At 43.0% G+C, this 18,074-nt stretch carries 11 protein-coding genes; 10 read left to right on the top strand and 1 reads right to left on the bottom strand.

Annotation, left to right across the window (positions count from 1 at the left end; genetic code table 11):
- Positions 1–531: 531 nt before the first annotated feature.
- The 4 genes from LZF95_RS07535 (at position 532) to LZF95_RS07520 (ending at position 10,551) form a co-directional block, all read left to right on the top strand.
- The gene (locus LZF95_RS07535; protein ID WP_233754369.1) at positions 532–3,549 is read left to right on the top strand and encodes a TonB-dependent receptor; all 3,018 of its coding nucleotides are present in this window, start codon (positions 532–534) and stop codon (positions 3,547–3,549) included.
- 5 nt (positions 3,550–3,554) lie between these two features.
- The gene (locus LZF95_RS07530; protein WP_233754368.1) at positions 3,555–5,225 is read left to right on the top strand and encodes a RagB/SusD family nutrient uptake outer membrane protein; all 1,671 of its coding nucleotides are present in this window, start codon (positions 3,555–3,557) and stop codon (positions 5,223–5,225) included.
- Between the two features lie 375 nt (positions 5,226–5,600).
- Complete coding sequence (locus LZF95_RS07525) at positions 5,601–8,699, top strand: SusC/RagA family TonB-linked outer membrane protein (protein ID WP_233754367.1); 3,099 nt, start codon at positions 5,601–5,603, stop codon at positions 8,697–8,699.
- 16 nt (positions 8,700–8,715) lie between these two features.
- Positions 8,716–10,551 carry a RagB/SusD family nutrient uptake outer membrane protein gene (locus LZF95_RS07520; RefSeq protein WP_233754366.1) on the top strand — a complete coding sequence of 612 codons (1,836 nt, stop codon included), beginning with the start codon at positions 8,716–8,718 and terminating at the stop codon, positions 10,549–10,551.
- A gap of 207 nt (positions 10,552–10,758) precedes the next feature.
- Here the strand turns inward: LZF95_RS07520 and LZF95_RS07515 are convergent, their stop codons facing one another.
- Positions 10,759–11,781: a LacI family DNA-binding transcriptional regulator gene (locus LZF95_RS07515; RefSeq protein WP_233754365.1), complete on the bottom strand. Its 1,023-nt coding sequence runs from the start codon at positions 11,779–11,781 to the stop codon at positions 10,759–10,761.
- Between the two features lie 175 nt (positions 11,782–11,956).
- Here LZF95_RS07515 and uxaC point away from each other — a divergent pair, with 175 nt between their 5' ends.
- The 6 genes from uxaC to LZF95_RS07485 all read left to right on the top strand — a co-directional run.
- The gene (gene uxaC, locus LZF95_RS07510) at positions 11,957–13,396 is read left to right on the top strand and encodes a glucuronate isomerase (RefSeq protein ID WP_233754364.1); all 1,440 of its coding nucleotides are present in this window, start codon (positions 11,957–11,959) and stop codon (positions 13,394–13,396) included.
- 2 nt (positions 13,397–13,398) lie between these two features.
- Positions 13,399–14,217 (top strand): SDR family oxidoreductase, encoded by an 819-nt coding sequence (locus LZF95_RS07505; RefSeq protein ID WP_233754363.1) that lies wholly within the window; start codon positions 13,399–13,401, stop codon positions 14,215–14,217.
- Positions 14,218–14,283: 66 nt separating this feature from the next.
- Positions 14,284–15,459: a mannonate dehydratase gene (gene uxuA / locus LZF95_RS07500; protein WP_233754362.1), complete on the top strand. Its 1,176-nt coding sequence runs from the start codon at positions 14,284–14,286 to the stop codon at positions 15,457–15,459.
- On the top strand, positions 15,456–16,010 hold the full coding sequence (locus LZF95_RS07495) for a sugar O-acetyltransferase (RefSeq protein WP_233754361.1): 555 nt from the start codon (positions 15,456–15,458) through the stop codon (positions 16,008–16,010). Before uxuA ends, LZF95_RS07495 begins: the two co-directional genes overlap by 4 nt.
- 97 nt (positions 16,011–16,107) lie before the next feature.
- Positions 16,108–17,040, top strand: coding sequence for a UDP-glucuronic acid decarboxylase family protein (locus tag LZF95_RS07490; RefSeq protein WP_233754360.1), 933 nt, complete (start codon positions 16,108–16,110; stop codon positions 17,038–17,040).
- Positions 17,041–17,722: 682 nt separating this feature from the next.
- Positions 17,723–18,074: hypothetical protein (locus tag LZF95_RS07485; protein ID WP_233754359.1), on the top strand; the 352-nt coding region annotated here is incomplete at its 3' end.

Here is an 18,074-nt window from a genome sequence, read left to right as displayed (position 1 = left end):
CAATATGGATACAAGGAATGATGGTAGTAGCCAAACTCCCCCACCCTTCCTTTAAAAAATGTTATATCACAATTTAATTATCCTTGATAAAAAGGTCAGCGAACGCTGGCCTTTTCCACTTTTACTCCACTCCATATACTTTTGATGATACAAAGAAGCCATGGTATCGCAAGATATTTTTATAATTAAAAAAAAGTATAAAAAAGATTAGTGATTGACCACCCAACAAAGTGTGGTTTTGAAAAAAGGATAAGGCTAAACCATCCTTTATATAAAGGCCTTCTGCAAACCGACTGCAATTAAAAAAAACAGCCATACACACCGATTATAGGTGATATAATCCAAATATACTACCCCACGACCATTCAACTTCGCAATCGATTTCGTAAATAGGGATTAACATTTTTTAAAAAGCCCCACATATGTTATACCTTAATGCATGATAATGTGTGTTGATGAGTGTACCTAAATTCCCTACAGTCATAACCGATTATCAGAGTTTACTTTCTTAATTAACAAAAACCCAAAATTATGAAGCAAAAACTTTACACTTATTTGAGTGTACTACTCTTTGCGTTGCTCACTATCTCAAGTGGGTATGCGCAAAACGTACAAATCAGTGGAACGGTCTATGACGAAACCGGACAGCCTTTACCTGGAGCGACTATTCTCGTAAAAGGCAGTGCTACAGGAACTACATCGGATCTTGATGGGAAATATACCATCTCAAGCCCACCCGATGGCACCCTTGTCTTTTCTTTCATAGGATATAATCCAACTGAAATAGTAGTAGGAAATCAATCAAGCATTGATGTCAATTTAACACCAGATTTATCAGATCTGGAGGAAGTGGTAGTTGTAGGTTACGGAACTGCCAAAAAGAGCCAGTTAACCGGGGCGATATCTTCTGTAGGCAACAAGGAAATCCAGGAATTACCAATCACAGATGCCAGGCAGGCACTTCAAGGACGTGCAGCCGGAGTGGATGTGACACAACCTGGATCGAAACCCGGGTCAGCGCCTCAGGTACGGATCAGAGGCAGAAGATCATTCAATGCATCAAATGAACCGCTTTATGTAGTTGATGGAATTCCGCTGGCAGGGGGCATACAAGATATCAACCCACAGGACATTACATCCATGGAGGTATTGAAGGATGCATCTGCAACTGCTATTTACGGATCCAGAGGCTCCAACGGGGTCGTTCTGATCACTACCAAAAGAGGTACGGTAGGCAAAACCGTTGTTTCTTTAGATGCTTATTATGGTATCAACCAAGAGTTGGGGAGAATTGATGTGTTTAACGGACCTGAATTTGCTGAATACAAAAGAGAATCGAGGAGAGCAGGTGGAGAGATCCCAGAAGGACCCACTACTCCAGCTATTGATGAATCTATATTTGAACCAGTAGAGCTTGATGGGATCGCCCAAGGCAGATCAACAGATTACCCGGGGGGCCTGATGAGAACCGGATCTATCCAGAGCTATCAGCTCGGCGTAAGTGGAGGCAGTGAGAAAACAACCTTCTTCGTCTCTACCAACTACTTTAAAGATGAAGGGGTAATCATCAATCAGGATTATACCCGATATACTTTTCGAGCAAACATCGATCACAAAATCTCCAAAAACATCAAATTTGGAACCTCTACCCTGGTTTCATATAGTGAGCGAAATGGCGAAAACTTCAATCCACTCGGAGGAGCCTTGGCTGAAAACCCCCTCGGGAAGCCATATGATGACGAAGGAAATCTAATCTTCCTACCTACATCTGATGGCTTGAGGACGAATCCATTTGCTGAAATCGTACCCGGTGCCCAGATGGACCTGACCAAGAACTACAGAATCTTCAACAGTATTTTCGCACAGTGGGATATTCTTCCCGGACTAAGCTATAGAATGGTGTTTGGCCCTGACTTTACCATCAGCAGAAATGGAAGATTCACAGGCTCTCAGACCAATGCCAGAAGAGGCGGGGCGGCTACAGGCAGTGTAGATGACAGATTCACTTTCAATTATACCTTGGAAAACATTGTGAACTACACCAAAACCTTCAATGAAATCCATAATCTGAATGTCACAGCATTGCAGTCTATACAGCAAGACAGGTATGAACAAACCACAGTATCTGTTTTGGGTATTCCTGCAGAATCACAGCTATTCCACCGACTGGGAGACGCGTCCCAGATCACCGGGGCAAACACTAATTTGGTAGAGTGGTCATTGATGTCATTTATGGGAAGGGTGAATTATGATTTCAAAAACAAGTTGTTGGTAACGGCGACTTTAAGGGCAGATGGTAGCTCTAGATTTGGGGAGAACAACAGATTCGCCTATTTCCCTTCCGTGGCCTTAGGCTGGAATATCCACTCTGAGCCCTTTATGCAAAACTCTGCTGTTTTCGACCAGCTGAAGCTGAGAACCTCTTTTGGTTCTATAGGTAATCAAGCGATAAACCCTTATCAGACCCAGGCACTGCTAGGCAGGACCAGCTATGCCTATGATAATTCAGCCGCATTTGGCTATAGACCAGGAACTATCGGCAATCCTGATTTAAGATGGGAAACCTCCACCACTCTTAATATAGGATTGGATTTCGCTTTATGGAATAGCAGAGTGTTTGGATCCTTTGAATATTACATCACCAATACCAGCGACTTGCTTGCACCGCAACCTCTCCCTAATTCCATTGGATTTGGCGGTTACACCACCAACATCGGAGAGACCCGGAACAAAGGCGTGGAATTGACCATAAGCACCTTGAATGTTGAAAAAGGTGACTTTATCTGGTCTTCTGATATTGTTTTCACAAAGAACAATGAAGAAATTATATCTCTACCAAACGGAGACGATATCTCAGCAGGTAGATTTATAGGCCAACCTTTAACTATTTTCTATGATTTGAAGAAAATCGGAATCTGGCAGCTTGACGAAGTGGATGAGGCCAAGGCCTATGGCAGTGTGCCCGGTGAAATCAAAATCGAGGACTTTAACAATGACGGGGTGATCAATTCTGAGGACAGGCAATTTTTGGGCTCAGTAGTCCCTAAGTTTGCCTTAGGATTTACCAATAGATTCAGCTTTAAAGGATTTGACCTATCCTTCTTTCTCTATGGGAGATTTGGTTATATGATCAGATCTCAATTCCACACCGGTAACAATACGCTTGCCGGTAGGTACAATAACCTGGATATCGATTACTGGACTCCAAACAATCCAACCAATGCCTATCCTAGACCAAACGTAAACCAGGAAAGTGCCAAATACGCCAGCTCTATGGAATATTTCGACGGAACCTTTATCAAAGTCAGAAATATCAACTTCGGATACAATTTCACTCCCGAAGCCGCCAAGAAAATCGGCTTGACCAGTTTGAGAATTTACTCAAGTATCCAGCAACCGTTCATTTTTTCCAACTACAGATCAGAGCATAAGGGGATAGATCCTGAAGTATTCATGGATGGTGAGCAGGGAATCACCGCGGGTGCGGTCAATGCCAATGTGTCACCGGCTATTACTTCTTTCACCTTTGGTATCAATGCTAAATTCTAATCAATATGAACAAACTAGCAAAAAACATAAAATACTGGGCTAAATCATCAACCCTTCTCCTAGTACTTTCAATCGCAGCTTCTTGTGATGGATTTCTAGACGAAGATGTGGTGTCCCAAATTGGGAATGACTATTTAAATACGCCTCAAGGACTGAACGATGGTATTAATGCAGCTTACAGCACGATGCGTGCATGGTACGGGACAGAGCGAGGCAATAACTTGACGATTTTCGGAACTGATATCTTTACCAACGGTGCAGATGGTTCATGGAAATTCATGAACTTCTATACCAACCAATTTGACTCTCAAAACGGTCATGTCCGTGAGGTATGGGACGAATTCTATCGAGGTATTAATACCTGTAACGCTGTAATTGACAGATCGGTAAATATTACCGGAGTTTCACAAGATCTTGTTCAACAAAGAGTTGCTGAGGCCAAATTTATAAGAGCACATCATTATTTCCTTCTGGTGCAGCTTTTTGGACCGGTGGATCTGCAGCTTTCCGAAACCGCGCTTCCGACCAAGGAAGTCACACGTTCTTCAGTAGCTGAGGTATATGCCGCGATTATTAAGGATCTGCAAGAAGCAATCCCGGACTTGGAAGCTGAAGCTCAATCATCGGACTATGGTAGGGCTACGCGTCCTGCGGCAGAGCATCTTTTGGGAAGAGTGTATATTACCAAAGGCACCTCAGAAGCCGGTGAAGCATCTGATTATGCCAATGCTGAACCCTTATTGCAAAGCGTAATTGATAATTATGGTCTTGTTTTATTGCCAGACTTCGGTGATGTTCATGCGTTTGGAAATGAAATAAATGATGAAGTAATCTGGTCTGTTCAATATACCCGGGATCCACTTACGAATGGCGGAGGGAACAATGCCCATGTATTCTTCCTGATGGAGTATGATGTACAGCCAGGAATGATCCGGGATACCGAAAACGGAAGACCGTTCAAGCGGTATAAATCCACTGATTACACGTTGAATACTATCTTTGCAGACCGAGTGAATGATTCTAGGTATAAAAACACGTATGTGGATCATTTCCTATCCAACAATCCTGGTACCTTCAATACCACCTTTGATAAATCAAAAGCAACGGTAACATTCGAACAAGGAGACACCACTATGTGGCTTCCCGGCTACAACATGTCTGAAGCAGGAAGGGCAAAGTATCCTTATCAGGTACTCACTCCAGAGCTATATACTGAGCGTCTATTTCCTCCAATGAAAAAGCATATGGATCCGGGACGTGTGGACCGTACGCAATTTGAAGGAGGAAGGGATTACATCGCAATGAGATTGGCAGACACTTATCTCCTACTTGCTGAATCCCAGTTTCGTCAGGGAAAAATTGGCCTGGCTACGGAAAATATCAATACGGTAAGAAGAAGAGCTGCTTTTCCGGGAAAAGAGGCTGAGATGGAAATTTCAGAATCTGAATTAACATTCGAATTCATTACTGAAGAGAGAGCAAGGGAACTTATCGGTGAGCAAACCAGATGGCTAGATCTGAAGCGATGGGGGATATTGGTAGAGCGGGTAAAAGCCCACAATCCTCAAGGAGCAGACGGCATTCAGGAATTCCATAACCTAAGACCAATACCACAAAACCAGATCGACCGGGCGGAAGGAAACGCAAGTGCCTTTCCTCAAAATCCGGGGTATTAAGTAATTTAACCATATAAAAAATAATATACTAAAAGAGCTGTACCGATTCTCGGTACAGCTCTTTTTTATTTAGCACGAGGCCTAACAACTAATAAAATTAAATTCACCATTCATATATATATATAGAACCATTAAACATATAAATAGATTATCTCATCAACTTTAAGCACATACATATACGAAGAAATTAAACAAAAAAAACATAAGAAATTAAAAACAAAAACCACCACAGGAAACCACGAAAACGATTGCGCAGATTGTACAGCGGGTATTTAGGTCTGTTATTTATTTTTATTTTACATTAGAGCGTTAATAAATCTTAATTCTTTTATTAACACATTAGTCAATTTAAACAATTACAATAACCCTCTTCTTATGCGGTACAAATTTTACAAAAACCTCTGGTTGATTGTATGTCTGCTATGCCTCAATATAACATTATCGAAGGCACAGGAAATACAAATCACAGGTACTGTTTTAGACGAAACAGACATGCCTTTGCCAGGAGTAACTATCATCCTAAAAGGCACCTCCAATGGCGTTACCACTGACCTGGATGGAAAGTATTCCATCAACGCCCCCCAAGATGGGATTTTGGTTTATTCCTTTATCGGATATGACCCAATAGAAATGGTAGTCGGAAATCAATCCGTGATAGACATCCGGATGAACCCAAACACATCCGATCTGGAAGAAGTGGTGGTAATCGGATATGGCTCTGCTAAAAAGCGGGATATCACGGGGGCTGTTTCTTCAGTGAACGCAACCAAATTTGAAAACGAAAACCCTAATTCAGTCCAGGATATTCTCCGGGGAAATGCTGCCGGTCTTAATGTAGGTATCAGTACTGATGCAAAAGGGGGAGGATCTCTTCAGGTAAGGGGTAGAACTTCTTTGAATGCAGGTAATTCACCACTATTGGTATTGGATGGAGCTATTTATTACGGACAGTTAGCAGACATCAATCCGAATGACATAGAAAACCTGGAAGTCCTGAAAGACGCCAGTGCAGCAGCGGTTTTTGGGGCAAAAGCTGCCAATGGAGTAATTCTAATCACTACAAAAAAAGGGACTATTGGAAAGCCAACTATAAAGTTTAATATGAATGCAGGACTTGCAAGCATGGCAACCTTCCCTGAGGTTTACGGACCGGATGAATTTATTTCGTGGAGAGAGGATGTTCTCAAAAGTATCAATGCCGGTGGATACCAACCTCATCAATTTTCCGACCCCAGAAATCTACCAAGCAGTCTTTCTTTAGATGATTGGATGGCGTATGACGGCTCCTCTGGTGATCCTGTGACCGTATGGCTACAGCGGCTGAATATGCAGCCTATAGAAATCGAGAACTACCACGCCGGTAGATCTGTGAACTGGTATGATAAGATATTCCAGACAGGTTTCCGACAGGATTACACTGTCAGTCTTTCAGGAAGAAATGAAAACTTCAACTACTACTGGTCTTTGGGATACCTGAACAATGAAGGAATTCGAATTGGGGACGAATACGAAACCATCAGAAGTAGGGTAAATATGGAAGGGAAGATCAACAAATGGCTAACAGTAGGTCTAAACACACAATTTGCAGCCAGTGATGACAGTAGAGTTCCAATAGATGATGACCCCGCTCCACTTTATACTAGCTGGGGTTTACTACGTACTTTATCTCCTTGGGGCTCTGAGTATAATGAAGATGGGACATATAAATGGAGACCGAATGAAGAGCAAAGTGGGGGAACCCACCCATTTTACAACATGAGCTTTACGGATAGGCACGAGAAAACCGTAACAGTCAACTCTACTCTTTACGCAGCGATACAATTGCCATTCGGCTTCAATTTTAGAACCAATTTCAGCCCCCGGTTTGTATTTGGAAACAGGTTCTACCACAGGTCTGCAAATCATGAAGAATGGGGAACCCAAGGGGGGGTAGCTAACAGGAGAAACCAAAAAGAATACTACTGGCAGATTGACAATATACTGACCTGGCAGAAGACCTTTGCCGAGAAGCATGATTTCAACGGCACATTCCTAATCAATGCTGAGAAATTCCAATCATGGAGTAATACAATGAATAACAATGGATTTGAACCACATGACCGCTTAGGGTATCATAACATAGGCGGAGGGGTTAACCCTATTATATCCAGTAATGATCAATACAGTACAGGTGATGCCCTTATGGGAAGACTGATCTACTCGTACGATGGGAAATATTCTACCACACTATCCGTGAGAAGGGATGGTTATTCAGCGTTTGGGCAGAGTAATCCAAGAGCTCTATTCTATTCGGCAGCAGTGGGATGGGTGTTTTCTGATGAGAACTTCATAAATATCGACTGGCTTGACTTCGGTAAGTTAAGAATGTCATGGGGAAGTAACGGAAATAGAGATATCGGTAGATACGTCGCACTTTCAGATCTAAACACAGGAAAGTACTTCTATGAAAGACCTAGTGGAGAACTTTACCTGGTAAACCAGCTCTATGTAAATAGAATGGAAAATGAAAACCTAAGATGGGAAAGAACTGAATCTTTTAACCTCGGGTTGGATTTTTCACTATTGAAAACCAGATTGACTGGTACTCTTGAAATGTACAAAATGTCCACAAGAGATTTACTGGTAGAAAGAAGTTTACCTGATTTCCTTGGCTTCAACTGGGTGTATGACAACCTAGGCCAGGTGGATAACAAGGGATTTGAACTGACCTTGAACTCTACAAATATTGAGAGAAACAATTTCATCTGGAGATCTACTGCCAATTTCCAATTAAACAGGAATGAAATTGTGAGCCTTTACGGTGATTTAGATGAAAATGGAGTAGAATTGGATGACCCGAGAAATGGTTGGTTTATTGGGCATGCAATTGACCAGATCTGGCATTACAAAACTCTGGGCATATGGCAATCTGATGAAGCCGAAGCAGCGGCGGAATATGGTGTTAGACCTGGGGATTTCAAAATCGAGGATGTTGATGGTGATGGTTTGTTTACCAATGCGGACAGACAGTTCCAAGGATATACCGAGCCTCGCTTCCGGTGGAGTTTGAGAAATGAATTTACCCTATTTAGAAACTTGGACATTTCTTTCATGATGTATTCCTATTGGGGACATGAAGGTTCATTTAACCAAATGAAAAATAGGGACGGCTTTCTGGATAGAACCAGTTCCTATATAACCCCATATTGGACTGAAGAAAATCCTAACAACGAATGGGCAAGACTGAACTCTAGCGAAGGTGGAGCAGGTGGATTCAATGTTTACCGCAAAAGATCATTTATACGGCTGGAAAACATTTCGATGGGATACAATTTCCCTAAACAACTGACCGAAAGAGCCAATATTACAAACTTAAGAATATATGGCAACATCAGGAATGTAGGTCATTATGCTCCCCAATGGGATTTCTGGGATCCAGAAACCTCAGGGCCTATACCAAGATATTTTACACTTGGAATTGATGTCACACTCTAAGCCTAAAAAAAATAAAATGAATATAAGAAGCAAAATAAAGACATTAAAGATCCTAATGACAGGATTGATACTAGTAGCCACCTCTGGCTGTAATGAGGATTGGTTGGAACCTCGTCCCTTGTCATTCTATTCCCCTGGAAACACCTATAATGAAGCAAGTGGACTATGGGCTGCTTTGGTAGCATGTGAACGAAATATGCGACATGAGTACACCGGGGATGGCTCTCCCATCCTTACTGAGCACATCTTCTCTGAAGTTGCTGTAGAAGGTACTACCGATAAATCCGGGCCCGCACAGGATTTGAATCTGCTTATCACCCCAGATGCCCAATTGAATCATACTGACTATAATAGGATCGGCTGGTACTGGTACGAAGGATTTAAAGGAATAAAGTATGCAAACACAGCTGTATCAAGAATTGATGAACCTCAGGACTATGCGTCGGAAGCTGAAAGAAATCATCTACTTGCTACCGCATACTTCCATAGATCTTTGCGCTACTATAGATTAACTCAGCAATTTGGAGACGTTCCTTTAATTCTCGAAGAAATCACAGCACCAAAACTTGACTTCTATTCTACTGACCGTAAAGTTATTTTAAGGAAAATGAAGGAAGACCTGGATTGGGGTGAGGAGTGGATGCCAGAAACTATAGACAGAGGCAGAGTGCCAAAAGGGGCTCTACAGCATCTTCTTATCAAGATCAACCTTGCCCTTGGTGAATTTCAAGATGCATTGGATGTAGCAAATCGACTGATAGATGGCGGGCCTTATGCGCTTATGACACAGAGATTTGGTGTGGATGCAAATGACCCTACTAAAAATGTAATTTGGGATCTGCATCGCTCTCAAAACAAATCCACTTTCACAAATACAGAAACCATCTTATTAGTGATGGATAGAATCGATACAGACGGCAACTCCGATGGAATCATATCAATGCGTAATGCTGTACCATTTTGGTCAACAAGTATAAATACTCCTTCAGGAAATAAGGGGACATCCGACTTGGCAAATGCTCCAATAAATCAGGTAGTAGAATACGGAAGAGGTATCGGCAGATTGAGAGGAACATGGTACCACCAAAGTATGATTTGGGACGATGAAAATGACCTTAGACATGCCCCTGGAAATTGGATGAATATGGAAGACCTTGTCTATAACAATCCAGATATAAGAAATTCTGACCCCTATTATGGCAAAAATCTAGAATTCAGAAACCAAAACGGTGTCGTGTTAGTGGTGGATACCATCAGAAGCTGGTTTTCATGGCCTCACTACAAACTATATGTTCCAGACCCTCAACGGGTGCAGCCTCAGGGAGGACCTACGGACTGGTACATATTTAGATTGGCAGAATCATATCTATTAAGAGCAGAAGCAAAATATTGGCTAGACGATCTTACTGGTGCCGCAGAAGATGTAAATGCGGTAAGGACAAGAGCAGGAGCCGCACCATATTCTCCCGCTGATATTAATATTGGAACAATTCTCGACGAAAGAGCCAGAGAACTATACTATGAGGAGCCTAGAAAAACTGAACTGACCAGGATAGCCAGGATATTCGCAATGACCGGAAAAACCGCTTACAATGGCAAGAGTTATAATGAAGCCGACTTTTCCAAAAACAATTTCTACTACGATAGAATCATGGAAAAAACGGACTACTATAACAAAGGTGTATTTACCAGACACGGCGATACCTATACCATGAGTCCATACCACGTATTATGGCCAATTCCTCAGAATGCAATAAACTCTAATACCAAAGGACACCTAAACCAAAATGAAGGCTATTATGGTTTTGAAAATAATGTTCCTCCACTCACAACTATAGAAACGGAGGAATAACAATCTGAATTTTATAAATTAAAAAGGGTGCCAGTTTACGAAATTGGCACCCTTTTTTAGGCATATAGCTATTTTAAACTTGACTCGTCCTAAAGAAGGCTACAGATATAATTTTTCTTCTTTGGTACAGGCTAAAACCATATGCCAATTGGCAGGAGGTCAGCGATGTGCGCTAAAGCCTTCCTTCCTCAGCTTTCTACTTTTCCCTTACTCTATCAAAGTCGATTCCCTCACCATAATCTTCGATGGAATAGTGATCACCTGATCCAAAAGATCATAGTTCTTGGGTTTGGTCAGTTTCTTAATCAGTAACTTAGCGCATTCATTGCCAATAGATAACGCAGGCTGGGTGATCGTTGTCAGAGAGGGGTTTAGCAAATTGGCAACGGAAGCATTGGAAAAACTGATCAATTTGATATCAGTAGGGATTCTGAGCTCAGTTCTCTTTACTGTCTGATAAGTCGCAAATGCCAATTTCTCCACAGATGCCAAAATACCATCAGGCCTATTGGATGATGCAAGCAAGTCCCCTATCAGTTTCACGTTATTTTCCTCATCATGACAGCAATACAAGGTCAAACCAGGATCCAGATCCCAGCCCTCACTTACAATCGCATCGTTATATCCACGCTGCCGCTCCTTTGTAGTAGATAGCTCTTTGCCCAAGGTAAGCAAGGCAATCTTTCTACACCCTTGGTTTATTAAGTGCTTTGTCCCTTCATAGGCACTCTCATAATCATTTGTGATGAACTTAGTAGTGGGGATTTCCGCCCTCACCCTGTCAAAAAAAATGATGGGGAGTCCCCTGTCATGCAGCTTCAATAAATGTGTGATATCGCTGGTCTGACTGGTCACTGACATCACGATGGCATCAGCCCTTCCGTTAAGCAAAAGATTCACTATTTTCTTTTCCCGCTCTACATCTTCATGGGTATTATAGACCAGCAAATGGTATCCCTGCTCCTGTGCGATTTCCTCGATTCCATCCATCACCTGGGCAAAGAAATTGTTGATACGCTCCGGGATAATTACCGCGATGGTTTTGCTCTTGTTTTCACGCAAACTACGTGCAAACGGATTTGCGTGGTAATTCAGCTTTTCAGCCATGCTGATCACCTTCTTCTTAGTGGCCTCCGATATTTCGTAACTGTCGTTTAAAGCCCGAGAGACTGTGGATGGGGCAAGCTTCAATTCAGCGGCCAATTCTTTTAGACTAATTCCTCCGGCCATGGTAATCTGGTTATTGGGTTCGTTACAGTCCCCAAATTACAAATGATTGGGCGTATTTGCCTCATGCCACTTGCATAATTTCGCAAACGTTTCCGCATTTTATTAACCATTTACAGTTGTTTCAGGGTATTTTTAGGACAAGAAAAAGTTTTAGAAATTTAGCCAAAAATAGCCGATGACCTACTCAACAACAAAAGCCTCATTTTTATCTGATGATTTTTTATTGCAAAACGATTTTTCCAAAATCCTTTATCATCAGTATGCCAAAGACTTACCTATCATTGATTACCATAACCACCTTCCTCCCGCGGAAATCAATGCCAACAGGAAATTTGAAAACATCTCAAAAATCTGGTTGGCCGGTGATCATTATAAATGGAGAGCCATGCGGACATTTGGGATAAACGAGAAATATATCACCGGAAACACCTCCGACGAAGAGAAGTTTACCCACTGGGCAATGACCTTGCCCTTCACACTCCGAAACCCATTGTATCATTGGTCTCACCTCGAATTAAAACGATATTTTGATTTTGATGAATTGTTGTCTGAGTCCAATGCTGCGGAGGTTTATAAGCAATGCAATACGATCTTGGAACAGGACTCCTACTCTACCCAAGGGCTGTTGGCCAGGATGAATGTAGAAGTAGTCTGCTCTACTGACGACCCCATAGACTCTCTGGATCAACACATCTCTTTTCACAGCAAAGGAAAGAAGCTGGGCATGTACCCTGCCTTCCGACCTGACAAAGCCTATTCTGTAGAAAACCCGAAAAGCTATATTGCCTACATCCATAGTCTGGGCGAAAGCGCCGGGTTTGAAATCACCTCATTCGAGAAACTCCTTGAGGCCTTGAGCAAAAGAATAGACTACTTCCACCAAAGAGGATGCAGACTATCTGATCATGGACTGGAAAAACTGTATTTCTATGCAGACGACGCTTATGCAATAGAATCTATATTTAAACAGGTGATCTCAGGAAAGGAGCTTTCCTTAGGGGAAATTGAATTCTTCAAATACAACACACTCCGCGCCCTTAGCAAAATGTACCATGCAAAAGGCTGGGTACAGCAATTCCACCTGGGAGCCCTACGAAACACCAATGAACGCTCATTAAGAATCCTCGGCCCAGATACAGGGTTTGACTCCATAGGCGATTTCGATCAGGCAAAAACCATGTGTGGATTCTTCAATGAACTAAACAGCAATGACCAGCTTGCAAAAACAGTGATCTACAACCTAAACCCAAGGGACAATGAGGTTTTTGCCACCATGATCGGCAACTACAATGATGGGTCTGTGAAAGGCAAAATCCAGTTCGGCTCAGGCTGGTGGTATCTTGATCAGAAAGATGGTATGGAAAAACAAATCAACACTCTTTCCAATATGGGCCTGATCAGTTGCTTCATAGGAATGCTCACTGATTCACGCAGCTTTCTTTCCTTTCCCCGCCATGAATATTTCAGAAGGATACTTTGTAATCTATTTGGCCAGGATGTGGCAAATGGCGAACTTCCCTGGGATGAAAAATGGCTGGGCGGTATCATTTCCGATATTTGTTACCACAACGCAAAAAACTATTTTGACTTTGATCCAAAAAACTTTCACGTTTAGTTATGAGTAATCCCCAATTTTCCCTTGAAGGGAAAAAAATAGCCTTTTCGGGCGCCACCGGAGTATTAGGTACATCCATGAGCTTATATTTGAGCAGAGAAGGCGCTGAAGTGCTGATTCTCGGACGCACTCCCGCTAAAGTAGAAGGCCTAGTAAAGGAAATCCAATCCGAAGGAGGTACTGCTTCAGGATATATCTGTGATGTGACTGATGAGAAAAGTGTGGAGAACGCCTATTTCTCTATAGAAAAAGATCATGGCTATATTGATGTTTTGATCAACGGAGCTGGAGGAAACATGCCCGGTGCAGTGATTACACCTGAAAAAACATTAAAAGATTTGGATCTGGACAGCTTGCGCAAAGTAATGGATCTAAATTACCTGGGAACGGCAATTCCCTCCAAGGTTCTTTTCCCCCTGATGCTCAAAAACGGCAAAGGGAATATCATCAACATCAGCTCAATGGCCGCTTCAAGACCGATGACAAGGGTCATGGGCTATGCCTCCGCCAAAGCCGCGATCGATAACCTGACGAAATTCCTTGCCGTGGAACTTTGCGCAAAACATGGCCCATCTTTCCGGGTAAATGCCATAGCCCCAGGTTTCTTTCTCACCGAGCAGAACAGGACATTGCTCACAGAAACTGACGGGAGTCTGACCGGAAGGGGAAACCAGATCATGACTCATACACCTATGGCGAGATTTGGTAAGCCAGAGGACCTGCACGGAACACTCCATTGGCTGTGTGCGGATGCCTCCGGATTCGTGACAGGAACTATCGTCTCCGTAGATGGGGGATTTAGCGCCTACTCCGGAGTGTGAAGATTTCCGGTCTCCAACAGAGGATTGAACGTTGAATTTGATAATTGATAATTTACCTAAAATACTATGACCTATAAAATGGAGCAAACCATGCGCTGGTATGGCCCAAATGACCCGGTAAGCCTACGGGATATATTACAGTCCGGAGCAACAGGAATTGTGACAGCGCTTCACCATATTCCCAATGGGGAAACCTGGAGCAGGGAAGAAATCAAGAAACGTAAAAACATCATAGAAGCTGCCGGGCTGACCTGGTCAGTGGTAGAGTCTGTACCTGTCCATGAAGTGATCAAAACCCGCTCTGGAAATTACCTGCAGGTGATCGAAAACTATAAGGAAACACTTAGGAATCTTGCCGCAGAGGGTATATATACAGTTTGCTACAATTTCATGCCTATACTTGACTGGACGAGGACGGATTTGGAATATGAGCTGCCAAATGGTGTAAAAGCCCTGTTGTATGAGAAAAAAGCAGTGCAGGCATTTGACTTGTTTATTCTGGAAAGAGCCGGTGCGGAAGCAGAGTATTCACAGGAAGAATATGACGAGGTCAAGGCCTACTACGAAGCACTGACTCCGGAAAAACACCAAATGATCATTGACAATATCCTCAAAGGCCTGCCAGGCTCGGAGATTGGCTATACGATGGATGAGTTTAAAACTATGCTGGCCACTTATGAAGGCATCGATGCCGCCAAACTTGCCGAGCACTTAAGGCTGTTTTTGGATGCCATAGTTCCCGTAGCCGAGGAAAATGGAGTTAGTGTGGCCATCCATCCAGATGATCCACCATTCTCTCTATTCGGGCTACCCCGTATTATGAGCACAGCCGAAGATGCCCGCAGAATACTGAAAGATCAGCCAAGCCCAAATAACGGGCTGACTTTTTGCACAGGTTCATTTGGCGTGAGGGCAGACAATGATTTACCTGCTATGGTCAGGGAATTCGGTGACCACATTCATTTCGTCCATTTGCGAAGCACCAAAAGAGATGAAAACGGCAATTTCTTTGAGGACAATCACTTGGAAGGAAATGTGCCTATGGTAGCCGTAATAGATGAGATTATACAGATTCAGCAAAAAAGAGGAAAAAGCCTCCCTATGCGACCTGATCATGGACATCTCATGTTGGATGATTTGAAGAAAAAGACCAATCCAGGCTATTCTGCTATTGGTAGATTGAAAGGTCTGGCGGAAATCAGAGGCGTGGAAGCAGCATTGCTCTATAGTCAAAAAAAATGACCGAAAAGGAAAAAATGCTTGCTGGTGAGCTATACCAGGCAGGAGATCCTGAATTGGTGGCAAAGCGTCTGCACGCAAGAAAACTGATAAAATCCTTTAATGATTCTGATCTGCAGGATACGGATGGCAGGATTTCATTGATGCGAAAACTCTTTGGCAAAGCCGGAAAAAACCTGTGGGTAGAGCCTCCTTTTTATTGCGACTACGGGACAAATATTGAAGTTGGGGACGATGTGTTCTTCAACTTCAATTGTGTGGTTCTCGACGTGGTCAGAGTATCTCTGGGAGACCGCGTACTTGTAGCTCCCAACGTTCAGTTCTATGCGGCCACTCATCCGGTGGATGCCAGACTCAGAGGTGATATGTGGGAGTATGGTAAGCCTATAACCATAGGAAATGATGTATGGATAGGTGGCTCAGCGGTTATTTGCCCAGGGATCAGCATTGGTGACAGAACTGTGATCGCTGCCGGGGCTGTGGTCACCAAGAGTTTCCCGGCGGATGTAATGATTGGCGGCAATCCTGCCAAAGTGATCAAGAAGCTGGCCTGATTATCTGCAAATCAATTCTTCCTGTCCCCAACCTTAATTTGAAAAACATTTGCTTATTTTTGGCCACAAGTGTTTTCAACCCTTTTATATAATTTAAATGAAACGAGTGTTAGTGAGTGGCGGTGGTGGATTTCTTGGCAGCCACCTATGCGACCGGCTTTTGGACGAAGGAAATGAAGTGCTGTGTGTGGATAATTTTTTCACCGGAAACAGAAGGAATATCCACCATTTGCTGGACAACAAGAATTTTGAACTTCTACGTCATGATGTCACCCATCCCTTGTATGTAGAAGTCGATGAAATCTACAATCTGGCTTGTCCAGCCTCTCCTATCCACTACCAGTTTGACCCGGTACAGACGACAAAAACCTCTGTGATAGGAGCAATGAATATGCTAGGATTGGCAAAAAGACTGAAGATCAAGATCCTACAAGCTAGCACTTCGGAGATTTACGGAGATCCTGAAGTCCACCCGCAGCCTGAAAGCTATAAGGGCAGTGTAAATACACTAGGCCCCCGTGCCTGCTACGATGAAGGTAAACGATGTGCTGAAACCCTCTTTTTCGATTACCATAGACAGCATAAGGTGCCGATTAAGGTGATGCGTATTTTTAATACCTATGGACCTAGAATGCATCCAAATGACGGTCGTGTGGTCAGCAATTTTATCGTACAGGCCCTGCAAGGAAAGGACATCACTATGTACGGAGACGGAAAACAGACCCGTTCCTTTTGCTATGTTGACGATAATATAGAGGGCATGTATCGCCTGATGAATAGCCGTGATGGCTTTACCGGCCCGGTGAACATCGGCAACCCAGGGGAGTTCACCATGCTGGAACTGGCACAGCAAATCATCGAATTGACAAACAGCAAGAGTAAAATCATCTTCCTCCCGCTACCCCAGGACGATCCAATGCAGCGAAAACCGCTAATAGATCTTGCAAAAAAAGAACTGGATTGGGAACCCAAGGTGAATCTTCGTGAAGGATTGGTCAAAACAATCGAATACTTCGAATCAGTGATCTGATATATAGTCAAAGGTATGTATAAACCCGTTTGATGCCCTGAACTGCTTTCAAATCGACCAACGGGAGATTCATGAACACCTTTGAAAAATAACAAACAAGTGAATAAATCAGTACTTTTCTAATGAATGAAATTACGGATCAGTCTGAATATCCGGAGGGATCGTGTTGCTTGATTATGTGGTTAACTTGTGTTGGATCCCATAGCCACCAAACCACCATGGTTTGTTTTTACCAGAGCTATGGGAATCCCCGACTGTAGGAATGTCCTAGGATTTATCGGTCGTGCCATTGGCACTCTTTGCGAATCCATTCGGGTTTCCCAACCCTGAATTTTGCTTTGCTGTATTCAGGGCTGCTACATGTTCTGCCTTTGGCACAAACGCTTAGACCGACTTATTTCCGGCAATATGCTTTCCCTTGCCAAGGGAAAGGCCTGTAAATGCCCAGAATGCAATTCTGGGTCATCGATAGTATTCATATGTTTTCAGAGTGCCAACGGCACGATCGGTAGTGTAAAGGTATCTGATTGGCGAACTGCTTTCAAATCGACCAACGGGAGATTCATGAACACCTTTGAAAATCATAAACAAGTGAATAAATCAGTACTTTACTAGTGAATGAAATTACGGATCAGTCTGAATACCTGAGTGGGGGTGTGATGCTTGATTATATGGTTAACTTGTGTTGGATCCCATAGCCACCAAACCACCATGGTCTGTTTTTACCAGAGCTATGGGAATCCCCGACCGTAGGAATGTCCTAGGATTTACCGGTCGTGCCATTGGCGGCTACATGTTCTGCCTTTGGCACAAACGCTTAGACCAACTTATTTCCGGCAAAATGCTTTCCCTTGCCAAAGGCAAGGCCTGTAAATGCCCAGAATGCAATTCTGGGTCAACGATAGTGTTCATATGTTTTCAGAGTGCCAACGGCACGATCGGTAGTGTAAAGGTATCTGATTGGCGAACTGCTTTCAAATCGACCAACGGGAGATTCATGAACACCTTTGAAAATCATAAACAAGTGAATAAAT

This window comes from Algoriphagus sp. AGSA1 (assembly GCF_021390545.1).
In the GTDB taxonomy this organism is placed as follows: Bacteria; Bacteroidota; Bacteroidia; order Cytophagales; family Cyclobacteriaceae; genus Algoriphagus.
The sequence above is the reverse complement of the archived record's forward strand: the minus strand, read 5'-3'. Positions and strand labels throughout refer to the sequence as shown.